Genomic DNA, 24259 nt, shown 5'->3' with positions numbered 1-24259 from the left:
AATACTATTTTTTTTGTAAAACTTCATTTATAAAAGTTACAGTTTCAGTTATAGATTTTAGTTCAATAACAGGCTCATCAATTTCTGGAATAGTTACGATCATTTCTTTATTTGTATCTAATTTAATTAAAGTTTTTTCGTTGATTGAAATAAAAGGACTGCTTTCCCATCCTTTAACAGCAAAGTATTTTACGTTTACTTCGTCGTTAAAAAAATATTTTTTTATGAAAAATGTAATTACTTCGTTAAAATATCCTGCGGTTATCAAGGCGTTTAGTTGATAAGCATATTTGTTTTTGTGTATTTGAACAAGTTTAGAATTGCCGTAGTGGAACATTGCAGGGCAAAAAATATAGAACTTATAATATTCTAAAGTTGCAATAGGTAAATTTTCTAAATTTTCTGATTCAGTGTAATTTTCTATTATTTTATTTAAGGAAGCTTCAATATTATTATGATCGTAGTCACTATGGAATAAAAGCTTACTTAAATTTTCTCTTCTGGATTCATCTGTAAAAACTTGGCGCCAATTCTCATTTCTTTCCCTTACAGTTCCAAAATTATTTTTGCAAAGTGAAACTTTATAACTTGATTTTTTTATAAAGTAATTTCCAAACGTTAATAATGCTCTCTGCATAATACTATTAGGATGAGAAAGTATATCAAAATAGAATAATGGTGCCATTTTTTGATATAAAATTTCAAAATCTAAAATATTATTTTTTGCCAATTCAATTAAAAATCGAATTTGCCCATAAAAATAGGGGTGATGTTCAGCTAGAATAAATTTTTCTTCCCAATCTTTATTATCATTGATTAGCTGGCATTTTAAAATTTCTTCATTTTTTTGATAAATGACAAAATTTGTTTTAGAAATCAATTCGTACTGAGTACATATCGAATCTTCAGTTCTTAAAGTGACAACAAGCTGTGAAATTGAATTTAAGTAATTCTTGAAATCTTCTGGAGAATCTACACTAGCGTTAAAAATTAAATTAGAGATTACACGATTATAATTTTTAAGATTTATTTTGTCATTTTCATCAAAGTCGGTGATTTTTTTATTTACTTTTAAGACATAACGTTGTATTGCAAAGAAATATAGTTTCTGCCACCACGTTGATTTAAATTGCCTGTCGGAAAAATAAAATGTACTAAAACTTAGTTTATCATCTTCTGCAAAATAGTATTTAAAAGTTTGATTTAAAATTTCATCTAAAACTTCAATATTAGAATCTCCGTTAGACTCCACTTGACACAGTGTTAAAAAATTAAAATAGACACCTAAGTTGCTTTTAAAATAATCATTAGTAAAGAATGTTTCAAAATCGAAATCATTTGTTTCTGATATTAGAATGTCAATAATTTCATTGTTTTTAAAATTCTCATTTGCGTTTTTTACTAATTTAGACTCTTCTTTGATTTCAATATTAACAACAAAATCACCAAGAAAGTTTAGTTTGAAATAATTTAAATAAACATCATCAATATCAAAAGTGGTAGTGTTTTTGGCATTCCAAAAAATATCGTTCCATTCAATATCAAACTTTAAGACATCTTCTTCCCAAAGATCTTTATCATACCAATTTTCATTTTCAATTTTGTTGAATAACCATGCTTTAAAGTTTTCAAAATCTGTTAATTGTTTTCCTCTAGCATTCATTTTAACATATAAATCATCAGATAAATTGAAATCTTTCAAATTAAGAAAGTCAAAATAAATGATTTCTTCTTCTGTCAGTCTTTCGTTAATTAAAACAAAATCACTTTCAGTATAATGTTTGCAGAATGAATGAATTTCTTGTAGGACATTTAGCATTGACACAACTGTTGCATCATCTAGCCAGGTATTAGAGAAATTTTCTAGATTTATGATTTCTTCTTTTAAGTCATCCTTAAATTGAATTTTATTTGTATTACATAAAATTTGAATAAAATTCTCTGAACTCTTTCTAGTTTTGTATCTAAAACGTAAAAGTTTTTTAAGTTCATCTCTCATTTTTAATTGTGAGAATATGTACCAATGTATTAAAAACAAAGTGGTAAGTCTTTGTTGACCATCAAGAGGAATAAGACAAGTAATGGCTCCCTGATCATTATCCTTAGCTTCAATTTTAAAGTCACTTATGGATAGGTCTATACTTCCGGCATAGCTTTTAATACTTCCTAATAATCCTTCAATAGCACTTTTATTGCGAGCAAATTCTTCTTCGTTTCTTAGTCCGAAAATTTTGCCATAGATAAAATCCAGACCTAAAGGTTCCCTAGTTGTTAGTGCAGTAAAAATTGAAGAAATAAATTTAGTTCGTATAGAAGGTATTTTTCCAGTCTTTCTTCCTTGAGCATAATCGCGTTGAATAGGCGGAATTTCGATACCTTGATTTTCGATAAGATTCCAAAAAGTATTATTATCCTTCATTGATGACAGCTGTTTTAGTGTTGTTTTTTGGTAAAAAATCTATTAGTCTTTCATATATAGCATTTTTGTAATCTTCACCATCTTGCGCAGTCCAATGTTTATATTGTACTTCAGTGCTAAATGTTTTATTAAAAGCATTTAAAGTTTCTACAGGAATAAAGACAGCTTTATTTGTATCTGATTGACCATTTCTATCAAAGAGTAATATTTTTTCTCTTTTTTTTGTAAAACTTTCATTCTGTAAGGAACTGTTCGTGTTACTATCCAACAGTAATAAATTATTAATTGAATGCGTTGTATCGTCAAACGATTCAATTAATTCATTTATTTTTTCTTTTAAATCTTTATCTAACTCTAAACCAACAAAGGAGTCTAATTTTTTTAAACTCTTAATTATATTTGTATGGTTTTCGTTGATTGTTTTTTTAGCATCATTTCGATATTCCGCTTGTTCTGTAAACCATTCTTTATAAAGTTCAAAATCAGTTATTGTTTTAGGATTTTGAGGTATAATATGTTCAATACTCCATTTTTCTTTGTTGTAAAGTTCGAAGGGAAATTTATGATTAGACATTGTTTTTACATAATACATTATATTATGAAGCAATAATACCTTTTTTGTTTCTTGATAATATTTGGTAAAACTCAAATTATCAAGATCATAAATATTAATAACGTCACCATCCTCAATTTTTGTTTTGCTGAAATGATTAATAATCTTTTCTTTTAATTCGGCATTGATTTCCGTTTTGCTTTTTCCTTTTGCTAATTCGATAATAGATAGAATATTTAGAATGTTTCCATTAACAAGAAACCCAATGTAATGATACAATTCAGAATCATTGTACCAATCTATTAGTTTGTTAAACAACTGAATAACCTTATTCCATTCAGTATCAAAGTTATTGTCTGATTCATTAAATCCCGATTCATAATATCGATAAGCAAACAGTTCGTCTTGTTTTTTATCTTTCTGTAAAATTAAGTCAAACAAATAATCTATTCTCGTACCATCTTTGTAAAGACTGTCATTTGGCTGGATAAAATACCATAGGGAATCATCTTGTAGCTTTTTTTCAATTGTATCCCATTCTAAGGCAAAACGGTTGGTATGTAATTCTGCCAGTTCTTTTATTTCAGTATTTTTTATTTTTAAAATAAACAATGCCTTTATTAACTCCGAAGTGGTCAGTTTAATTTTTCCTTTATTGTTATTCAGAAACACATCGATAACTTTATCGTTTTGCAAAGCGTTGTCTAGTGAATACCAAATTATTTTTACATGATTTAACAGTTTAAGAATAAAAGTCTCCGCTTTGCTTTGATCTGTTAAAGAGTATGAAACCCATTTTTTAATATAGCAGTTTACTTGAAAAAAATGATACACATCTACATTGTCAAATTCTTTATGTTCTTTTATAAAATCTGCCCATAAAGTATTGACTGCTTCAATTTGATTATAGTCTTTGTTTACAAGTTCTTCGTTTGAAATACTAGTAACATCAACTTCGAATAAAAATTTTAATTTTTCATTTAAAAATTGGCCACTTCTTATCCTTGTAGTAAACGAAATAGTATAAATATCAATATCTGCAATTTTAAAATAATATTGTAAATACGATAAAAGCAAGAATAGGGTAGAAGTGCGTTGCTGTCCATCGATTACTTCATTATGAGTAAAAATAGAATATTTATTTTCCTCAATTTTAATGTTTTCTTTTGCCGAACCTTCAAGTGATTTTAGAATAATAGGCTGTAAACAATAAAGTCCAGAGTTGCTATCATATTCATTGATATCATTGAGAAGTTCTAGGATTTCTTTTTTACCCCATTTGTAACCTCTTTGATAATTTCCAATTACAAATAGTTTGTTTCTTAATTGGCTTATTGATAGTAATAAAATACTGTTTTTAGTTGCAATAGTGGTTTTGTTCATGATTTAACTTTCTATAAAATTATATCCGCAACATCATCCTTCACCTTTATTTTTTAATTCAATTCTCCCTTAAAGGCCTTTTGTAATAAACTTTGAAATAAAGCTTCACTTTTTTCAAAAGCTTCTTTTGCTTGTTGTTTTTGCGCTTCGATAAGTTGTACTCGTTCTGCAAAGATGTTTTGTAACTTGATTGGAGGAGCTATCCCAATGTATTTTTTCATTTGCTCTTTATTTGCTTTAGGAATATTTGTCCTTGTACTATGGCTTAATATAAATTCGATAAATGAATCCGATCTAAGTAAATATGCAAAAAAGATTCTGTTAGAATTTTCTGTTTTAATCTTTAAAGGATATGAATCAGCACTACATAAGCCACTAAAACTTGGTAAAGCTACTTTGTTTAAATTTGGTCTAATTTTGCTATAAATAATATGAGAGGAGTCAAATAAGTATTTCCCACTTGAAAGATTTTCTTCAGATACTAATTTATAATCTATAATTTCGCCCGTATTTTTTTCGATATTAGCAATTCCGATATGTGGAAAACTAGAATATTTTTCAAAATCAGAAGTCATTTTAGTATCAAATATTGCAAAATATTCGAAAGGTTTAAGTTGCCATTTTTTTGAATTCAATTTTGCGTTACCAAACATATCCAAAAACAAACTTTGCGTCAAGGCATCATATTTTTCTACAAGTTGTTTGTTATATTGTCTTAGTTCATCAGCTTTGTCTAGAATGTTTGCAATCCTTTGTTGGGTTGCGATTGTTGGAAGCGGAATTTCTAACTCTTTTACATAACCTTGACTAATATGTGGTTGTGCTCCACCATAGGCATCATTTAGAACTTTTGGTCTTATAAAATTCAAATAATGATATAAATATTTTGAATTATGTTTGCTAGATGGTAAGATACCAGTTACAGATTGGTTTGCACATGCCTCAAATGTCAAGTAACCAACAACACCAGTTGTTGAACCAGTTAAAGCCATTACTACAGTATCTTTACACATTAAACGTGAAGAACTTTTCTCCAAACCAAGTTTAGTAATATAGTTCCTAGTTGTAGTAATAATCTTTTGATTTAATTCACCTGAATTTAGCCAAGGAATGTTTCCTTTTTCCCAATATTCTGTTTTAGAAGTAGAAGGAGTTCCTCCAGTAACTACATCTGTGAAATTTTTGATTTTGATTTTATTCATTATTCAAATATTTTTCTTACTCTAAGAAAATATATACTTTTACTTTTTATATATTTTTAAAAGAATAGAATTTATAACGCTGATTCAATAATCACGCCGATAAGCTGTCATTTCTTCTACAAGTTCAAATTTAAGAAGATTCAAGGATTGAATCCAGTCGAGGTCACATTCTACAGCACCTGCCTACTAAGCAGAGGGCTGTAATTTTTATGTTTTGATTTTGGTTAGTTTTAAACATTTTAAGAGTTTATTATTCGAACCCCTCCGGGCACAAATATTTTAAAAGAGCACAGGATTCATAACCCTGAGATGAGACCTTAGTCTCGAATCCCTCCTTCTCTGCAATTTGCTGATTTTATTTGGAATTTCGAATCCGGTATTCTCCACTAACTTAACATTTTTTCAAGATCCTTCATTGCTTCCAGACGTTTTTTGTCTATTTCCTTAATCGCTTCTATAATAGTTTGTGGTTTTTCGTAAACAACCTCATCATAAACAATTTCTTTGTATCGATTTATGCTCAAGTCATAATCGTTTGCGACAATGTCAGCTTTAGGTACTAAGAATGATTTTTGAGTTCTGTCTTGTCCTTCGGTTGTGTTTGGTTTTTGATTTTGGTATTTTTTCCAATCCAAAAGAATACTTGGAATATCGCATTTACCATTCATTTCATCCAGAACACTTTCAGGATCGCTAAAACATTTTTCAAATAATTCTTCAGGAAGTTGAGGATTACGTTTGTCATCTAAGCTAAAACCATCGGCTTGCATATCATAATACCAAACATTATCTGTTCCTCCAGAATTTGTTTTGGTAAAAAGTAAAATTGCTGTACTAACTCCAGCATACGGTTTGAATACACCGCTTGGCATAGAAATCACAGCTTGTAGTTGCTGTTTTTCAATTAACTCTTTTCTAATGTTTTTGTGAGCTCCAGAACTCCCAAATAATACACCATCAGGAACAATTACTGCAGCACGACCACCTAGTTTTAACATACGTAAAATCAATGCTAAAAAGAGTAGTTCGGTTTTTTTTGTTTTGGTAACATTTAATAAACTGCTTTCTACTTCATCATAATCCAAGGCTCCTTTAAATGGAGGATTTGCCAAAATTAAAGAATATTCACTGGTAATACCGTTGCTTTCACTCAACGCAGAATTCCCAATAAGAGTCGGGTTTTCCATGCCATGCAATTGCAAGTTCATCGCAGAGATCCTCATCATGGAAGGGTCAATCTCAATTCCGTTAAACATTTCTTTATTGTAATGCTCTCTGAATTCCTTATCCATGAACCATTCTTCGTGTTTTTCATGTATAAATTGAGACGCACCAACTAAAAAGCCCGCTGTTCCACAAGAAGGATCGCAAATAGTATCTTCTTTTTGAGGTTTGGTCATTTCAACCATCATGCGTATAATATGGCGAGGTGTACGGAATTGTCCGTTAGTTCCTGCTTCGGCAATTTTGCCTAGCATGTATTCATATAAATCACCTTTTGTGTCTCTATTATCCAGAGGTAATTTGTCAATTTGTTGTACTACACGATCTAATAACTTAGCTGTCGGAATCATAAATGTAGCACCTTTGATATATTTTGTAAAGACACCGCCATCTTTGCCAAGCGTTTTCATAAAATCAAAAACCGTAACATCATTTAAATGATGTTGTGGTTTTGTAAATAATTCGAACATCACTTCAGAGTCTTTGTCTCTGAAACTGCTCCAGCGTAATTCTCTTTGCTCTGGAGTGTAAATAGGTTTATCTGTAGTTACGCCAAGCATGTTGGCTCTTTTTTCAATAAGAATTTGTTTGTCGTCTAATTGTTTTAAGAAGATAAGATAGGTAAACTGTTCAATTACCGTTAAAGGATTGGAAATTCCACCTGTCCAGAAGTCGTTCCAGATTTTATCGATTTGTGATTTTAATTCTCCGGTGATCATGTATAATAGTATGTCTTAAATTTTTGTTACATTTTGTGCAGTAGAGTTATCCTTTACAGTGAACCTAATTTGATCTCCGATAACAAGATTGTTTTGAGTTACATCTCCATTAAATACACTAACGTTTTTTGTTCCATTATTGATTTTAACTGTTCCCCAACCATTACCAGCAATATTAATTATTGTTTCTATCTCGAACTTGTTACCATACTGATCTCTTTGTATATCTCTCCAAAAAGATCTATTAGTTGCCACATCACTATGTGTTTTGCTATAGCTATCATACCATAATAAAATATCCATTAATTGGAAAGCTAAAGAATATAGTAGATATGGAGATATGATCATATTTCTATAAGCTTGGATATCAATATTCTGAGTTACATCAACATTTGATGTATGAGAAGCCGCACCAGTGGTATGAATTATGCTTTTAACATTTTCAGCAATTAACTTTGGGAAATGGATTATAGTGCAGCTAACATTCAAATGTTTTGTATCAAGACCAGCCAAGAACAAACTTGCTTCAGTTAAATTAACCTTATTATTTCCTTGTTGGACACAGGCGTCATGAAGTAATCCAATGCTATTTGCTTTTCGAAATAAATGTTCTAAAATAATTCTTAATTGCGTAAAGTATAATTGATCATCAAATTGAACATTACCTTCTTTTTGATTTTTGAAAATTGTGATAAATGTATCTCTTACTTCATCAGGATAATCATTTAACACATTAAAGAGAGCTTGATTCTCGTGTTTAATCTGAGTTACTGATTGATTATCTGCTTCAGTTTTAATATTTACCAATAACTCCTTGACATCATCAGGATTTTTTTTGTTATAACATCTTAATTTAAAAGCTTCTAATATTGGATTAGTAACATCTGTAAAATGAGTTTGCCCAGAAAGCACAAAATAAGGAAAGGATTTTCTATTTCTCATCTCATTTATTTTCTGAATTGCAGAACCTAATCCTGCGGGATTTGGAGTTTCTGAAGTTTCATCTTCAAAGAATAACGCGTCTAGAAGAATAACATCGTATTTATTGATATTAGCTTCTAAAGCATAAAATCCTTCTTTGAATGAACCGAATCCTTCTAATATTATACCCTGTTCTTCAGCTTGAAGTATAAAGGGCAATAAAGCCTCGTCATCATGTTCGTCATCCACCCAGAGAATTTTGTATATTTTAGTCATAATTATATTAATGGTATTATAAATGAAACTGTTGAGCTATATTTTTGTCCTTCTTCAAATGAAAAAAGGTTTAAAGATTTTTTTCCTTCATTGTGAGCTTTTAATACCTCGTTAACTTCATAGCCACCTAAACCTCTGTTACGAGTTTTTCCAACAGCAAAGTTTTTACGTACATAATCTTCAAGGGTAAAATCTTTTGGGAAGGGTTTTCCTGTATTTGAAACTCTTACCTCAATATAAGATTTTCTGACATCAATGTCATAATTTAAAAGCAAAGCTTCATTTACATTTCCTGTAAATGGCAAAATTTCAATATTTATGCTATTTTCAAATTTGTTGTCAATAAAAGCGTGATTTTTAGCATTGTCTATCAGATTGATCAGTACTATTTTGAGTTTTTGCTCGTTCCCTAGTATAAAAACTTTATTGTTCATTTGTTCTTTAATATCTTCATGGATATCAAGTTTTAGCTCAATATTATTTTTCAAACTTTTCTTTTCATTTTTAATAAATTCAGATAAGAATCTAAGAAAATTTATTTCAGTCAAGTCAAATGAGGATACACTTATTAAAGCTGTATTTTCATCGGTCAGTTCTTGAATATATTTTACATTTTTAGAAATTGAATCAAATGCATCTGACATTCTAAATTGTCTATTTTCACTTATCATTATATCTCTCCAATTAGGATGCTCTTTAGATAAGGTAGTCATTATTATCTCTAATGATGATCCAATACTTAATAATGGTTTTCCTAAAACATGACTTAATGATGTAGAACTTTCAGTTTCCTCTTTTTTTATTCCATTTAACAAATCTTCTTTGTCTAATTTTATCTCTTTTAGTCTGGAAGAAAGTTCGACAATCCCACTAACTTTTGCATGTTGCTCACTTATGGGAGGAAGCTTTATTATAATGTTTTTTAGATCTTTTAACCTTAATACGGGTTGTATTGAACCAATTCGATAACTGTCTAATTGTTTCTTTACATATTCTGTAGATAATTCGTTAATTAAAAATGTAGGATCTACTATATTTTCATCTAATCGAATGGCTGTTATTGCTTCAGATATTGCTATGGGCTCTCCTGTAAATTGAAAATAAGTTGGTTTTAAGGTGTTCCATTTAGTTGTTAATAATACGCAAGATTCTTCAATTATCTTAAATGATGAGCGTTCAATGATTTTATTATTAAGCTCATTAGATGTTAAAAAGCTGTCAAAAACATCTTCTTTTAAGTTTTTGACTTGCACCTGCTTCATTTTTATATTACGAGGTGCATTTTGACCTTTAATTACTTCTGTAAAAGAAGATAATGATGATCCTTCAGTATTTTTTAAGAAATACCTTTTAACAGATAAATCAAAATCATTTTTATAAATTTCATATTTACTTACGTACCTAATAAATTCGTTTTCTGATTCATCATTAATAAGTTTACTTAATTCAAGCTGGTTTAAAATCTTACTCCTTGGTCCATCTTTTGTGAAAAATGTGGTAGCATCGACAAACTGAACAAATCCTGGTTTTTTAGTGTATTTTTTTAAAACTATTATACAAAAAGAAATACCTGTATTATGTAGTAAACCAGCCGGAAGTGTTATAATTTTATCAATTAAATTATTCTCAACAAATCTGACCTTTAGTCTACCTTTAAGACCTCCATTAAAAAGAAAGGAGAGTGGAAGCATAGCTATTACTTGACCATTTTCATAAATAGAATTAATTCCGTTATCTATAACGAAATTATCAACACTTTTGTATTCATCTCCTAAATAATGGGAATAAATATATTTTGGAATAGGAAGATTAAAAGGAGGGCTTGCAACAACTAAATCGAATTTTTCAAAACTGTTCCAATGCTCTATTGAATCATCTAATTTATAATTAAAATCATCTTTGCGATAAGCCATCAGTCGCAATTTACCTAAGGCCCACGTTCTTTCATTCTTTTCTTGCCCATAATACATCTGATTTTTAGTTAGGAAAGTACCAAAAGAAGCTACACCAGCAAACGGATTATAAACTTTAGCATCATTTTGTAAATCAGCCAAATTCATAATAAATTGACTTACTTCAATTGGGAGAATAAATTCGCCTGAATATCGACCTTGAGCATTCGTTGATTTATATAATAGCTCATCAAAAATTTCAGAAAAAAACTCAGTTAATTTAACTTTATCCAAACTAACTAATTCGCTTATTAAAAAGTATATCAGTTTTTCTGGGAGTGTATATATAATAGGTTCATACACCTTTACTAAATTAGTATATCGAAAACTGTTTAACCTCAGAATTACATAATTTTTAGTATCGTAGTGAAAATTGTGTACAGTTTGATCTATCTCACCATCTTTGTAGGCAGATAAGAATAACAAAACCAAATCAAAATCAAAATCATTATTGTTAAGCCCGCCTTTTATTGTATTATAAACGTGCCATATTTCATTGGTAATATTTTGAACTATTTTACTGCTATTATATTCGCTCATGTCTTAGTCTTAATTTACACCACAAATTTATATATATGGCATGCAATATGAGTGCACAGTGTTTAATAATTTTTAATTTGTTGCTTTATTCTATATAAAATATTAGTTACTAATGAATGCGGCGATATGACTTTTACTTTTTCACCAAATGAGAGTATTTTCATCTCTAGTTCGTAGTTTATTATCACTTTGATTCGGACTTCTAATGATCCATCTTCAAGGAAATTGTTTTTTTGTGACCAATGCAGTGGTTTTGTTTTGACATAGGGAGCTTGCTCTTTAGTAAAAAGTAATTTTACTTCTTCAAGTTGGTTAAATGGATTCTTTGAAACTCCAATTATATCTTCAAAGAAATTCTCCCAATCAGTGTTGTCAAGTCTGTAAACATTATTTGTTTTTTCAATTTCACCGTTAATCCTATCTAAAGCTAAATTCCAGTATTGATTATTATTGAATTCATTAAATCCTAAAACAAACCATCTATTATTATATTGTTTTAAATAATAAGGGTGGAAAGTTACTATATATTCAGGAGTATTGAACGGTTCGTACCTTACTTTAATAACACATTTATTAATTATAGCATTAAATAAAGGTGTAATATATTCATAACCTTTGTAGTCAATATTTGATTCGAGAGATATTACTTTTTGACTTTGATCTTTTAATCCAAATCTATCATTTAGTAATGGCCCTAATTGATTTACCCACTCAAATTCTGGGCTTCCCTCAAATCTCTGTAAAATAGAAATTGCATTTTTTAATTGTTCGACCTCTGTATCATTTAGTGGACTATTATTTATAGAAAAGTTTTTATCCGAATAACGATAATAATAAAATCCACTTGAGCTCCTAAGAGTTTCAATAGGGGCATTAAATCCAGCTTCACTGCGCATAAAACGAATATCCCCTCTTAAACTTCTAATTTCTACACCAGAACTTGTTGAATCATGTTCTAATATAGCTTCATTAACAGCTTCCAATAAATCATTAATACTATATTCTTTTCCAGTGTTTTTAAAGCATCTATCAAGTTTATTGTATCTGATTATTTGATGTTTGTTAATTGCCATTTATTAATTATTTGTAGTGGGTAAGTAATTCCTTTAGATGAAGAAATTTGTTGTAAAACTAAAAAAAATAATTGTACGTCTATTCTTAATGGAGATCATTTTCTACCTTTCGAGAAAATAATTAAAAATTTATTTTATTTATTAGAATGCGTAGAATAGTTTAATAGAGTAGCAATTCAAAAATATTCTCTAGCAACATTAAATTCTTGATTCTTAAAGAAAAGTGTCTTTAGTAATATTAATTCCTTCATTTTTCCTAATGAGTGCCAAAATTAATTCAACTCTATTTGCGATCAGACAGTTATATTTTCCTTTTCTGAATTCAGTCATAATCCCAATTAATTGAGCTTTGGATACCATTCTGTTATGTACAAAATTTATTTTCGTGTACCATAATCCACCACCACTTAATCCATAATGCTCTGTTTTTATTTTTTCTGTTTGACCAGTTTTAATATTTAAAGGTTTTCCATTAAACTCTAAGACATAATGAGATAGTGGGGACAATCCATAAAATTCAAAAACATTATCTTTTGTTGGTTTCATGTAATATGCTGAACCCACAGAGTTAGTTATTTTACTTTTTATTTTAAAATTAGTAGTAGGGAATCCATACGCACAATAATTCGACTCATTAATGATTTTAGTATGGGTAAGAAATTGTTTAATACTAAGAAAACTATACCATTGTTCTAAAATAGGTACCATTACATTATCTAATTTGATATAAGCAATATCAAGTTTTTCATTTGTGTCTATGTTAGTTCCGCAAGCTTTACCAGCAACTGATATATGACCATTATTAATTTCAATAAATAATTTGTTTTGATCTGACCAGTCTTCAATAACATGTGAAGCTGTAAGTATAAAATATGATTCATCGAATTTTGCCATTACACCGGAAGCAAATGGAATAAGTCCTTTTATTCGATCATGTTTTAAGAACTGACATGTAAATGGCGCAATTTTATCAGTTATTAATTTAGAGAGTTCAATATTAATTAAACTATCAATATATAAATCAGTTTCATCTAAGTTTTCCAAATGATTTAATCTAAATTTAAAATTTTATTGTCTTTTAAGTTTTTAAATTAAGATTTCGGAAATTGTCTTTATATATCTAGTAATTTAAAAAACTCATGCAGCTTTATATCTCTAGCCTCGCAAATCCTAATTATAGTTTGTAGACTAATATTATAATTAAGATCATTTTTTATACTACGAACGGTTTTCTCATCAATATTATGTTCATCAGCAAACGCACTTTGAGATTTGGCTTTTTTTACCCACTCTAACGCTATATAATCAACTATTATGCGATTCCTATCCTTCATATTAACAAAGTAACTTTTTAAAGTTTAAAATAATTCGGATTTAAATCCGAAATTCAAATTATTTTATTATATTTGTTCTTGAATTAATATATTTGCGATACTTCATATAAAAAATATTTGAAGCATTCGCTTAGAATCTCGCATTAGAAAACTGGTAATTTTTGCACGAGAGGATAAGTTTGATGCTCACGACCATGGCGTGGGCTCACTTATTTGTGCGCGGGTATACCAGTACCTCTAATGCAATAAGCTGAGTTCTGCGCCATTTTTTATTTTTTTAACAGAATTCACCACTTAATATTCTTAGCGCTCCTTCTTCATTTTTCATAATCTCGCATTTAGATATTGTGTAACCAAAACTATCTGCTTATGAATTAACTATAAATGCATTTTTACTGCCTGTACTGTCATAGTTTTTCATTTTGAATTAGCCAATTATGCAGATTGCAGGCTTTTAAAAGGTAAAGATCATATGCTTTATTGAAGCAAAAAAGCCCTCTAACCGGTCGACAAACAAGTTTAGAGAGCTGAATTAATACAAACTTTCGTTTTAAATTAACTAACCCAAAATTATGAAAACTATTTCATTGAACAATGGGTTGGCTGCATTATGGTATCCGTTTATTTTCGGCTTCTACCTATTTTGCACTCCAGCCTTAGCAAGGAATACTTTGCGGTTCTCCATTTCACAACAACAAGCACAGGTGAGCGGTATTGTAACTGATGGTACAACCCCTCTTCCAGGTGTGAGTGTTTCAGTTAAAAACCAGAGAAATACTGTCATCACAGACTTTGATGGTAAATTTACCATAACAGTATCGCCTGATGTGAGTCTAATTTTTACCTACATCGGTTTTAAAACCATTGAAATTCCAGTTGCACGACGTTTATTAATCAATGTGCAGATGGAGCAAGACCAGACGACCCTTCAGGAAGTCAGAATTAATACGGGCTATTATTCTGTTAAAGAAAAGGAACGTACCGGCAGTATTGCGAAAATTAAAGCCGGAGATTTCGACAAACAACCCGTCAACAATCCTTTAGCGGTAATGCAGGGACGTATGGCAGGAGTAAACATTACTCAAAACACCGGACTGCAGGGCGGCGGCTTTAATATTCAGATCCGTGGTCTTAACAGTATTCGCGGAGATGGCAACGATCCATTGTATATTGTAAACGGAGTTCCATATTCATCACAGTCGTTAGGAGATGCGACTGTTTCGGCATCCGCTATCTCGGGTGTTACAAATCCGCTGAACAATTTAAATGTATCTGACATAGAAAGCATTGAAGTATTGAAAGATGCCGATGCGACCGCAATTTATGGTTCCCGCGGGGCAAATGGTGTGGTATTGATCACAACAAAAAAAGGCAGGTCAGGAGAAACACGTTTTAATTTAAATGCATTTACGACTATCGGCAAATTGGCAAGAAAAATGGATTTAATGCAGACCAGCCAGTATCTATCAATGCGAGCAGAAGCTTTTGCTAATGATGGCATCACTGAATATCCTGAAGGTGCTTACGACATTAACGGCACTTGGGATCAAAATCGTAATACCGACTGGCAGAAGGAATTAATTGGAGGCACGTCTTACATTCAAAGTGTTCAGACATCTATTTCAGGCGGTAATAAAAATACACAATTCTTGTTAAGCGGAACTTATCATAAAGAAACAACTGTATTTCCGGGTGATTTTCATTATGGAAAGGGCTCTATAAACAGCAGTATTTCTCACCTGTCCGATGATAAACGCTTTAGCCTTAATTTTTCTGCCGCTTATTCAGGGGATAAAAATACACTACCGGGCAGGGATTTGACCTCGCGGGCTTATACTCTTGCTCCAAACGCACCGGAGCTTTATAACAGTGACGGCAGTCTTAACTGGGAAAACGGCACATTCATCAATCCCTTGTCATTTCTTAACGGCTCATATCTTACCACAAGCCAAAACCTTATTGCAAATGCAGTAGTGTCTTATAATCTGTTTCCGGGTCTTGAGGCTAAAGCCAGCGTAGGATATAATGATACCAGACTATCCCAAAACGTAACCAGCCCTCTGAGTATTTACAGTCCCTATGATACGGGTGAACATGAATCAACGTTATTTGTGTCTAACGGTACTGGCAGATCGTATATATTCGAACCGCAGTTAAGCTATCATAAAGAATTCGGTAGCATAAATCTAAATTTCTTAGTTGGGACAACATTTCAGAGCCAAAAAACGACAAAACTGGCACAATCTGCCTTTGGATTTGCAAGTGATGCCCTTATTAATAGTTTGGCGGCAGCCAATACGGTGGCTGTATTGAATCATGAAGTAACCGAGTACAATTACAATGCATTATTTGGCAGACTCAACATCAACTGGCATAAAAAATACATCGTGAACCTTACGGGGCGACGTGATGGTTCAAGCCGTTTCGGCCCCGATAATCGTTTCGCTAATTTTGGCGCTGTTGGCGCAGCCTGGCTGTTCTCTAATGAAGACATTATCAAAGAGCATAATTCCATAATCAGCTTTGGGAAGCTTCGCGGGAGTTATGGCATTACTGGTAATGACCAGATTGGAGATTACCAGTATCTGGATACCTATAAAGTTTCTCCTTATCTGTATGACGGAGTGGTAGGACTTTTACCGTCGCGTCTTTATAATCCTGATTTTGGCTGGGAGACAAACAAAAAACTTGAACTCGCATTGGAGTTCGGATTCTTAAAGGATAATATTTTCCTTTCTGCTGCCTGGTTCCGCAACCGCTCATCCAATCAACTGGTCGGGGTGCCGCTTCCCGGGACGACAGGGTTTTCTTCCATCCAGTCAAATTTTGACGCAACTGTGGAAAATACCGGTGTGGAACTGGAACTTCGCACGAACAATTTGAAAGGCAGAGATTTCTCATGGACAAGTACAGTAAACCTTACTGTACCAAAAAATAAACTCGTTTCTTTTCCAGGGCTTGAAAGTTCTACGTATGCTAACCAGCTTGTAGTAGGTGAATCACTTTTTATAAAGAAAGTTTTTAATTATACAGGAATTGATCCTCAAACTGGAGCCTACACTTTTCAGGATTTTAACGGCGACGGCCAGATAACCTATCAAGATGACCGCCAGACAATTGTCGATACTTCTCCAAAATACTATGGAGGGCTGAATAATCAGCTGGCATATAAAAATTGGTCACTAGATTTTTTATTCCAGTTTGTAAAGCAGACCGGCAGGAACTATTTATATACGTCAGCCTTACCCGGTTCATTTGTAAATCAGCCTGCAGCTATGGGAAATCATTTCCCGCAGGACGGAACCAGTGCTATATCACAGCAGTACACTACCGGCCAGAATAGTACATTACTCGAAGGACATTACGATCTGATTGACAGCAATGCAGCATACAGTGATGCATCTTTTGTGAGACTCAAGAGTCTGACTCTTGTTTATGCAATACCATCAGCTTGGTCAAAAAACTTTACAGGGAAAGTATATCTGCAGGGACAAAATTTATTAACCATCACTGACTTTCGTGGAGCTGATCCTGAAAACCAGTCTGCTTCGGCGCTTCCACCATTGCGACAGTTTACAATGGGCATTGAGCTTGGCTTTTAATTTAATCACTATCACATGAAAACAAGATTTTATACCATAAGAATAATCATTGGAACTGTATTTATCAGTCTTACAGCCTGCGAGGGTTTTACCGAAGTAGATACGCCGCAGTCACAGCTGACGACCCCCGCTGTATTTGAGAATGTTAAAACCGCTGATGCAGCTATGGCTGACATTTATGCCCGTCTTCGTGAGGAAGGAATGGTCGCGGGCACGCTGAACGGCTTGTCGAGTCTTTTGTCTAATTACTCTGACGAAATGCAGTATACAGGGGCAAGTATCGAAATTATGCAGTTCAATAACCATACAATAACGTCTTCAAACAGTTTAATAACAGGATTATGGAACAGCACCTACAGTGAAATCTATGCTGTGAATCTGATGCTTGAAGGGCTGCAGAATTCAAAGTCATTAACGGAGAATGAGAAGACGAGATTATCAGGTGAAGCATTATTCATCCGCGGGTATCTTCATTTTTATCTGGTCAATCTCTTTAGTGATGTCCCCTACATTAAAACTACGGATTACAGCGTGAATAAAACAGTATCAAAAATACCACAGGAACAAGTGTGGCTTAATATTATAGCCGACGTAACAGAAGCCGAAAAATTATTAACTGTTGAATATCCTTCCCAAGAAAGAGTCAGAGCAAACAAAGCAGCTGCTTCTGCTTTTCTAGCAAGAATATACCTTTATCGTGAAGACTGGGTAAATGCGGCAACCAAGGCGACAGCTGTAATTAATAATCCAAAGTACATATGGGTTGATGATCTTTCAAAGGAATTTCTGCGCCAGTCCACTGCGACAATCTGGGCACTGCATCCGGGAACAGCCGGACTTAATACTAAAGATGCGCGTACCTTTATCTTTTCAAGCGGCCCGCCTTCCAAGCCGTCACTGTCTTCTTCATTTACAGCCGGTTTTGAATCTGGTGATCTGCGCCGTACTCAGTGGGTGCGAACTGTTTCAAATGCCAATGGCTCTTGGTATTCGTCATACAAATACAAACAGCCTTTAGGCAACGCTTCTTCACAGGAATACACTATTTTGTTCCGATTAGCCGAACAATACCTTATCCGTGCAGAAGCGAATGCTCATCTATCCAATATATCTGTGGCGAAGACAGATCTAAACAAAATTCGCCGCCGCGCAGGGCTTGCAGATATAGTCGCAGATACGCAGAAAGAATTATTGGAAGCAATTGCAGAGGAACGGCGCTTTGAACTTTTTACAGAACAGGGGCACCGCTGGTTCGATCTGAAACGTACGGGAAAAGCGGCAGCTGTGCTGGGTACAATAAAACCGGGATGGGAAGACACACAGATAATACTTCCTCTTCCGCAGTCAGAACTGCTGTTGAATAAGAATCTGCTCCCGCAAAATCCAGGGTACTAAAATGCGGACGTTTTTCTTAAAAATCACATATTGGTTACCGCTGTTATTTATGGCGGTAACATTGTATGCACAAAAGCGGGATATAAAGACTGCAGACTATGCAAAGTGGAGCTCAATACAGTCAGAGAAAATATCTCCGGACGGCAGGTGGTTTTCTTATAATCTGCATTATGATTACGGTATGGATACCTTGTTTGTACAGGATATAAAATCTGCCAAGCGGCTGTCATTTCCTAAATGTTCGGATGCACATTTCAGCAGTGACGGGAGGTGGCTCACATTTTCCGATCCGGAAAAAGGATTAGCTTTGAATGACCTTATCACTGGTAATAAACAGTATTTCAAGGACGCAATTCGCCACGAATTCAATAGTGAAGAAAATTTCCTGGCTGTATTAAATAAGAATGGTTCATCTGATTACTTGACGATAATTGCGTTATCTACCTGCAAAAAATATAATTTCAATGATGTCATAGAATTCAGTATCAATAGTTCTGGCATTTTGGCTATAAGTATCGGTTATGAAGTGCTCCTTTTAAATCCAAAACAGGGATTTACCCAAAAGATTATTGCACAGAATGAAGATGCAGGATTTAAAAAACTATTCTGGAGCAAGAGCGGTGAATTTCTTTTTTTTCTTCAGGAGATTAAGAAGCCAGAGGAAACAACTAAAAATTACAGGATATTCTATCATGATACATCATCAGGGACAAACGCTGTTCTTGACAGCAGGACAACTGAGATTTTATCGAGGGAAAATATAACCCTACACGGAGCAAGTTCTGCGCTGAGGTTTTCAGAAGATGGGAAAAGTGTATTTTTCAATTACATCGGTGATGAACAGCAGCCAAAAACTGCAGCGTATGAAATTTGGGATTCTGCTGCAGCGCTGGAATATGCCCAGAATAAAATGTTTGGAGATCCAAATCGGCTGCCCAAAACGGCTGTCTGGACTCCTGCAAGCGGTAAAATTTTAAAAATCGGAACAATCGAGAATCCGAAAACAATCCTTACTGCTGATCGAAAAAATGCGTTGTGTTACAATCTATTGAAATATGAACCGCAGTACGAGTATTACGCTCCGGCTGATATGTATGTGAAAGATATAGAAACAGGTACAGAGCATATGATTTTAGAGAAACAGTCAACAGCTGTAGGGATGATGGGGGGCTCTCCCAAAGGAAATTTTATACATTATTTCCGCGATGGAAACTGGCATGCTTATGATATTGCTAAAATGCAGCATTTTAGTCTAACAGAAAATCTCCCAGTCTCTATGATTGACAGCATTCAAAACGATGCGGGTCCGTCTGCGCCATACGGCAGCACAGGCTGGTCCTCCGATGAGAAATATTTCATAGTGTATGACCAATATGACATCTGGATGATTGATATTATGTCAAGACAAGCTAGAAGGATTACCGATGGAAGAAAGCATAAAATTACCTACAGAATTTGTCTGGATCTATATCCCGTTGTCAAAAAGCCTAGCCAGGATGAATTTCTGATCAGAAAATTTGATCTTTATGCGGGTTTGGTTTTGCAGGCTGTGGGCAGAGATGGATCCAGCGGCTATTATAGATGGAATACTAACGGCAGTTTAGAAAAATTGGTGTTTGGAAGTTCTGGAAACAGCAGGATGCAAAAAGCAAAAAATGCAGAACAGTATATTTACATCCGGCAGTCAGCTTCCAATGCCCCAAAATTAATGGCTGTTTCAGGAAAACTGAAAAGTAAACTGCTCTTCCAATCCAATCCTCATGCTTCTAAATTCAAATGGGGAACAGCTGAGATGATCTCTTACAAAAATAAAAATGGGAAAAATCTTCAGGGGATTCTATACAAACCTACAGGATATATAGAGGGAAAGAAATATCCGATGGTTGTTCATGTATATGAAAGGCAGTCCCAGGAAATTAATAATTACTATATACCGACAGAATATGGACCGATGGGATTTACACCGTCCAACTATTTTCTGGATGGCTATCTGGTGCTATTACCGGATATACATTATAAATTGGGAGAGCCAGGAAGGTCAGCCCTTAACTGCGTGCTCAGCGCAGTGGACATTGTAAAACAGATGGGAATTGTAGAGGAAAATCATATCGGAATTATCGGCCATTCCTTTGGAGGTTATGAGACTTCATTTATCATTACCCAGACCGATGCTTTTGCCACAGCCGTCTGTGGTTCGGGACTTATGAACACAATAAGCAGTTATTTTGTGCATTCAGCAGGCATACCGCGTTCCAATGCATGGCGGTTTGAATCGCAGCAGGGACGCATGCCGTTTTCGCCTTTTGAGAATTGGAAAGCTTATGAACAAGACGCACCGTTTCCAAATGCAGCGAATTGCAGAACACCGCTGCTGAGCTGGGCCGGGAAAAAAGATCCGACTATCTTCTGGACACAGTCTGCTGAATTTCATATGGCACTTCGAAGACTTGGAAAAAGGAATATTTTTATTCTTTATGAAAATGAGATGCATACCATTGCCTCCCCTGAACTTCAAAAAGATCTGACTATAAAAACCAAGAACTGGTTTGACTATTATCTGAAAGAACAAAAGAAGGCGCTTATAAACGGCATCCCTTAAATCATTAATTAGCAAAGCAGGAGATTAAGAACCTCCTGCTTTTTTTAAATTAGATTAATTGATTTTTCTGTATAATTCGACGTTACATTGAGTCGGACTGCTCATATTGAACAATTGCTGTCCTCCAGAACTAACTCTACAAACATTAGGATTTTGTATGGTGCTACATTCTACTGTCGTAACATCACAATCCTCTAAAGGGTTATGCCCATAGACATCTATCAGCTTTCCTTCTTCAGGAACAGCTGAAAATGCAAAGGCCGCAAATACAGCAAATGCTATTGCTGATATTGAAAGCGCCGGTCTTAAAACTTTAGTATTCATAATATTAAAATTTAATGTTAACGGTCTACTCTTTTTCAGGTTTTCGACCTTCCCCTGGACTGTACAGTGTATTTTAAAAGCATAAATGCTGATCTTATCTTGATGGGTAAAAAGGCTTGTAATAATTGGTTTTTAATTTTTCAACTGTGAGATGTCTTCCATTGAGTGAAACAATTCTGTCGTTTAAGACCACAAATTCATCCATTGTCCGTCCTTCTATATTGTATACATAAAAACTAAAAGCGTAGGTGTTTTCTTTTAGATTATAAACGTCTATTATCGAAGCCTGTTTCCACATAATTTCAGGTTCGTATTTTCCGATAAGAGCTGCATTGACAAAAAGATAACTGCCGAAAGATGCAGTGAGTTTATTCACAAGTTTAGGCTGTCCGGCCAGAGTCTTAATGTTTTTTGACTTAATGCTGGCAACCGAAACCTGTGCATGGGAGGTAGTGTCAATGGTATGCCCTGAAGTATGTCTGCCAAGCTTAGAATCAATTATGAGGAATTCATTTCGATAGGCATAAGTGTAAATTATCTTATCCAGCTGGGAATTGTAAACCAGTGATCCATCAGTGTCAAATATACCGTCAACCTGTTTCTGGAGCAGGCTTCCATTCAGCTTTAATGATGTAATGCTGCTAAAAGTAAAGAGCCCAAGTGTGTTGTTTTTTGTTTTGGAATCTATGGCTCTGATAACTGCTTTGTTATTGTCAATCGGTTTTAGAATAGAAAAATATGCCTTCTCCTTCATTTTAAGCTCTGCTTTCCAAGAGACAGTGTCTCCAATAAAAATGCAGGGCACATTCCCGTCGCTAAAATAAAAATAGGGAGGCTTTACAGCAAGACGCGGTACGGTATAAGAAAAATTATACTTTGGCAGATCGATACGAATTTTCTTTTTTTCAGCAAGACTCGTATCAAAAATAGTAACGGCCAGAGGTTCAGTCCGATTGCCTAAGTAAATCTGTCTTTTATCATAACCGGCAATATAATATGCTGCATGTGGAAGCAGGATTGTTCTTTTGTCAGCAGTAGGGTGTTTGGGAAATCTGCGTACAAAATTATTGCGGTGGTGGATTATGTCTTCTGAAGCTATAAACAGTAAAGTGACAATGCCGATGCTGAGTAACATCGTCACAGTAAAGGCACTGGCCAGTACAGCAGGTTTTGAAATAGGATGCACTTTTGGCACCATACCGGCCAGTATCAGAATACCTGCTGCGGCCAGGATCATGAAAATCAAATTAAAAATGAAATGTTCTTTCCATCCCATTTTTTCTAAAATTCCTCCACAGGAACATGGAACAAATGGACTGTAATTTAAAATAATGAAAATGTATGCCGTAAAAAAGGTCATTAAGCTGAATGCAGCCCACAGCGCCAAGAAACGTGTGGAAGAAAACAGCAGTAATCCAGCAATCAGCAGTTCTATAATTGGCACAGCCCATGATACAATTCCTGCAAAGGAACCAACAAGCGGCGACTGTCCTAATTGCACCTGAAAATTTTCAAAGTCGAGCAGTTTACTTATTGCCGCATACACAAATAGCAGAACATATAGAAAACAAACTGCTTCTATAAAAATATACTTATGATGCGGGCTAAATTTCATGGCGATGTAATTAAAAATTTACAATGTAAAATTCTGTAAATTAATTGATTAAACTGTTGTCGATTTTGGAATACAACTTGTCAATAATGGAGTAAATTCATATTACAGTCGACAATCTATAAAATCTTCTCTCAATGATCCTCGTTTTATCAGTTTTAATAGGTCTAGAATGATATGAATTAATTACGAAAAACGATCCCAAAAAATTATCATAAGCGATCAATTTTATACTCTTCTTAAATCTAAACGCAAATAAAAGGCAGACAGATTGCAGACTAACTGCCGGAAAAAAGTGTCTGTTTATAATATTAGAAGTCCATAAATTGCTTTATTGAATATCAGATATTGAGAATCTGAAAGTATGTCTGTATTTTATAACTATATGAATATTAAAATTGTAAAAAAAGAAATCCGGAAGATGAAAACTATATTGATAACTGATAAACGCCGACTTCGGAGGTGTTTTCCAGCCCCGCAGGGCAAGTTGTTTTGAGATGCAGAAAGTATTTCAAGCAGCTCAAAACACAACTTGCTATTTTCTCTCGAAAATATTATTGCAATAGTTTTAGTTGAAAGGACTTCATGCCCTTTTTATTATTATGGCTGTAAGTAATTTATTTGAGTTGTAAAAGCAATACAGATATGCAATACTTGACGAGTACAAGTAAGATTTTAAATAAAGCGGACTGAGATATGGCTGTCATTAACTTATATGTGATTACCCGCCTATTAAGGCAGACAAGTTCTCAGGTATTCCTGCATTCAAGTATTCAAGTGTGCAGGTATCCATGTAGTCATACAACCATGTATTCCAGTGTGCATGTATGCATGTATGCGGGGTTTCATTCCTGCCTGCACGCAGTCAGCCAGTCATGCATGCAAGCCTGCACACAGGTAAGCAGATGCTCAGGCAGTCCGGCATTATCAATAAGAAAAAAGATATTTTTTCAAAAGAAACAGAAAAAGGAAAAAAGAAAAAGAAAGCAATTTAAAAGGACGGGATGCAGACAGACCAAAAGGAAACGGAATAAGTCCCGAAGGGTGTTTTGTGAGGGACGAGCAAAACATTATGCCGTAGTCTTTTGGCCGGGCTGATCCAGCACGTCCTACCTTGTTTTTCTTTTTTAC

14 protein-coding genes are annotated in these 24259 nt (G+C 33.7%); 3 read left to right on the top strand and 11 right to left on the bottom strand.

From position 1 onward, the window contains the following. Positions 1-4: 4 nt before the first annotated feature. From AC5ZCW_RS14155 to AC5ZCW_RS14115, 9 genes are all read right to left on the bottom strand, one after another. The gene (locus AC5ZCW_RS14155; RefSeq protein ID WP_496120563.1) at positions 5-2419 is read right to left on the bottom strand and encodes a GmrSD restriction endonuclease domain-containing protein; all 2415 of its coding nucleotides are present in this window, start codon (positions 2417-2419) and stop codon (positions 5-7) included. Continuing rightward, complete coding sequence (locus AC5ZCW_RS14150) at positions 2409-4355, bottom strand: DUF262 domain-containing protein (protein WP_496120561.1); 1947 nt, start codon at positions 4353-4355, stop codon at positions 2409-2411. The genes AC5ZCW_RS14155 and AC5ZCW_RS14150 overlap by 11 nt, the downstream gene beginning before the upstream one ends. A 53-nt stretch (positions 4356-4408) precedes the next feature. Beyond that, complete coding sequence (locus AC5ZCW_RS14145) at positions 4409-5557, bottom strand: restriction endonuclease subunit S (RefSeq protein ID WP_496120559.1); 1149 nt, start codon at positions 5555-5557, stop codon at positions 4409-4411. 386 nt (positions 5558-5943) lie between these two features. Beyond that, positions 5944-7500 (bottom strand): type I restriction-modification system subunit M, encoded by a 1557-nt coding sequence (locus AC5ZCW_RS14140; RefSeq protein WP_496120557.1) that lies wholly within the window; start codon positions 7498-7500, stop codon positions 5944-5946. A 15-nt stretch (positions 7501-7515) separates the two neighbouring features. After that, on the bottom strand, positions 7516-8697 hold the full coding sequence (locus AC5ZCW_RS14135) for a hypothetical protein (protein ID WP_496120556.1): 1182 nt from the start codon (positions 8695-8697) through the stop codon (positions 7516-7518). Positions 8698-8699: 2 nt separating this feature from the next. Beyond that, the gene (locus tag AC5ZCW_RS14130) at positions 8700-11189 is read right to left on the bottom strand and encodes an N-6 DNA methylase (protein WP_496120555.1); all 2490 of its coding nucleotides are present in this window, start codon (positions 11187-11189) and stop codon (positions 8700-8702) included. A gap of 62 nt (positions 11190-11251) precedes the next feature. Further along, a complete protein-coding gene (locus AC5ZCW_RS14125) occupies positions 11252-12262 on the bottom strand; it encodes a helix-turn-helix transcriptional regulator (protein WP_496120553.1) in 1011 nt (336 codons plus the stop codon). Positions 12263-12475: 213 nt separating this feature from the next. Further along, entirely contained in the window at positions 12476-13306 is an 831-nt protein-coding gene (locus AC5ZCW_RS14120) for a hypothetical protein (RefSeq protein ID WP_496120551.1), read from the bottom strand. Between the two features lie 68 nt (positions 13307-13374). Then, the gene (locus AC5ZCW_RS14115; protein ID WP_496120549.1) at positions 13375-13596 is read right to left on the bottom strand and encodes a helix-turn-helix domain-containing protein; all 222 of its coding nucleotides are present in this window, start codon (positions 13594-13596) and stop codon (positions 13375-13377) included. A 572-nt stretch (positions 13597-14168) separates the two neighbouring features. On the opposite strand from AC5ZCW_RS14115, the gene AC5ZCW_RS14110 reads away from it, so the two are divergent. Genes AC5ZCW_RS14110 through AC5ZCW_RS14100 form a run of 3 tightly spaced genes read left to right on the top strand, consistent with a single transcriptional unit; the run spans position 14169 to position 21192 of the window. Beyond that, entirely contained in the window at positions 14169-17198 is a 3030-nt protein-coding gene (locus tag AC5ZCW_RS14110) for a SusC/RagA family TonB-linked outer membrane protein (protein ID WP_496120547.1), read from the top strand. Positions 17199-17213: 15 nt separating this feature from the next. Beyond that, a complete protein-coding gene (locus AC5ZCW_RS14105) occupies positions 17214-18593 on the top strand; it encodes a RagB/SusD family nutrient uptake outer membrane protein (protein ID WP_496120545.1) in 1380 nt (459 codons plus the stop codon). Position 18594: 1 nt separating this feature from the next. Beyond that, the gene (locus AC5ZCW_RS14100) at positions 18595-21192 is read left to right on the top strand and encodes an alpha/beta hydrolase family protein (protein ID WP_496120543.1); all 2598 of its coding nucleotides are present in this window, start codon (positions 18595-18597) and stop codon (positions 21190-21192) included. 54 nt (positions 21193-21246) lie between these two features. Here the strand turns inward: AC5ZCW_RS14100 and AC5ZCW_RS14095 are convergent, their stop codons facing one another. Together AC5ZCW_RS14095 and AC5ZCW_RS14090 are read right to left on the bottom strand one after the other, a co-directional pair. Then, entirely contained in the window at positions 21247-21516 is a 270-nt protein-coding gene (locus AC5ZCW_RS14095) for a hypothetical protein (RefSeq protein ID WP_496120541.1), read from the bottom strand. Between the two features lie 94 nt (positions 21517-21610). Continuing rightward, positions 21611-23131, bottom strand: a complete 1521-nt coding sequence (locus tag AC5ZCW_RS14090) for a MauE/DoxX family redox-associated membrane protein (RefSeq protein WP_496120539.1) — start codon at positions 23129-23131, stop codon at positions 21611-21613. Positions 23132-24259: the final 1128 nt, after the last annotated feature.

This window comes from Flavobacterium sp. PLA-DH12 (genome assembly GCF_059511845.1).
Note: the sequence above shows the minus strand (reverse complement) of the source record. Positions and strands in the feature narration are given on the sequence as shown.

Bases quoted from the DNA above. Each gene is read 5' to 3' on its own strand.
- AC5ZCW_RS14115 (WP_496120549.1), bottom strand. From the start codon at position 13,596: ATGAAGGATAGGAATCGCATAATAGTTGATTATATAGCGTTAGAGTGG.
- AC5ZCW_RS14140 (WP_496120557.1), bottom strand. From the start codon at position 7,500: ATGATCACCGGAGAATTAAAATCACAAATCGATAAAATCTGGAACGAC.
- AC5ZCW_RS14150 (WP_496120561.1), bottom strand. From the start codon at position 4,355: ATGAACAAAACCACTATTGCAACTAAAAACAGTATTTTATTACTATCA.
- AC5ZCW_RS14095 (WP_496120541.1), bottom strand. From the start codon at position 21,516: ATGAATACTAAAGTTTTAAGACCGGCGCTTTCAATATCAGCAATAGCA.
- AC5ZCW_RS14100 (WP_496120543.1), top strand. From the start codon at position 18,595: ATGCGGACGTTTTTCTTAAAAATCACATATTGGTTACCGCTGTTATTT.
- AC5ZCW_RS14135 (WP_496120556.1), bottom strand. From the start codon at position 8,697: ATGACTAAAATATACAAAATTCTCTGGGTGGATGACGAACATGATGAC.
- AC5ZCW_RS14110 (WP_496120547.1), top strand. From the start codon at position 14,169: ATGAAAACTATTTCATTGAACAATGGGTTGGCTGCATTATGGTATCCG.
- AC5ZCW_RS14145 (WP_496120559.1), bottom strand. From the start codon at position 5,557: ATGAATAAAATCAAAATCAAAAATTTCACAGATGTAGTTACTGGAGGA.
- AC5ZCW_RS14125 (WP_496120553.1), bottom strand. From the start codon at position 12,262: ATGGCAATTAACAAACATCAAATAATCAGATACAATAAACTTGATAGA.
- AC5ZCW_RS14155 (WP_496120563.1), bottom strand. From the start codon at position 2,419: ATGAAGGATAATAATACTTTTTGGAATCTTATCGAAAATCAAGGTATC.
- AC5ZCW_RS14130 (WP_496120555.1), bottom strand. From the start codon at position 11,189: ATGAGCGAATATAATAGCAGTAAAATAGTTCAAAATATTACCAATGAA.
- AC5ZCW_RS14105 (WP_496120545.1), top strand. From the start codon at position 17,214: ATGAAAACAAGATTTTATACCATAAGAATAATCATTGGAACTGTATTT.
- AC5ZCW_RS14090 (WP_496120539.1), bottom strand. From the start codon at position 23,131: ATGAAATTTAGCCCGCATCATAAGTATATTTTTATAGAAGCAGTTTGT.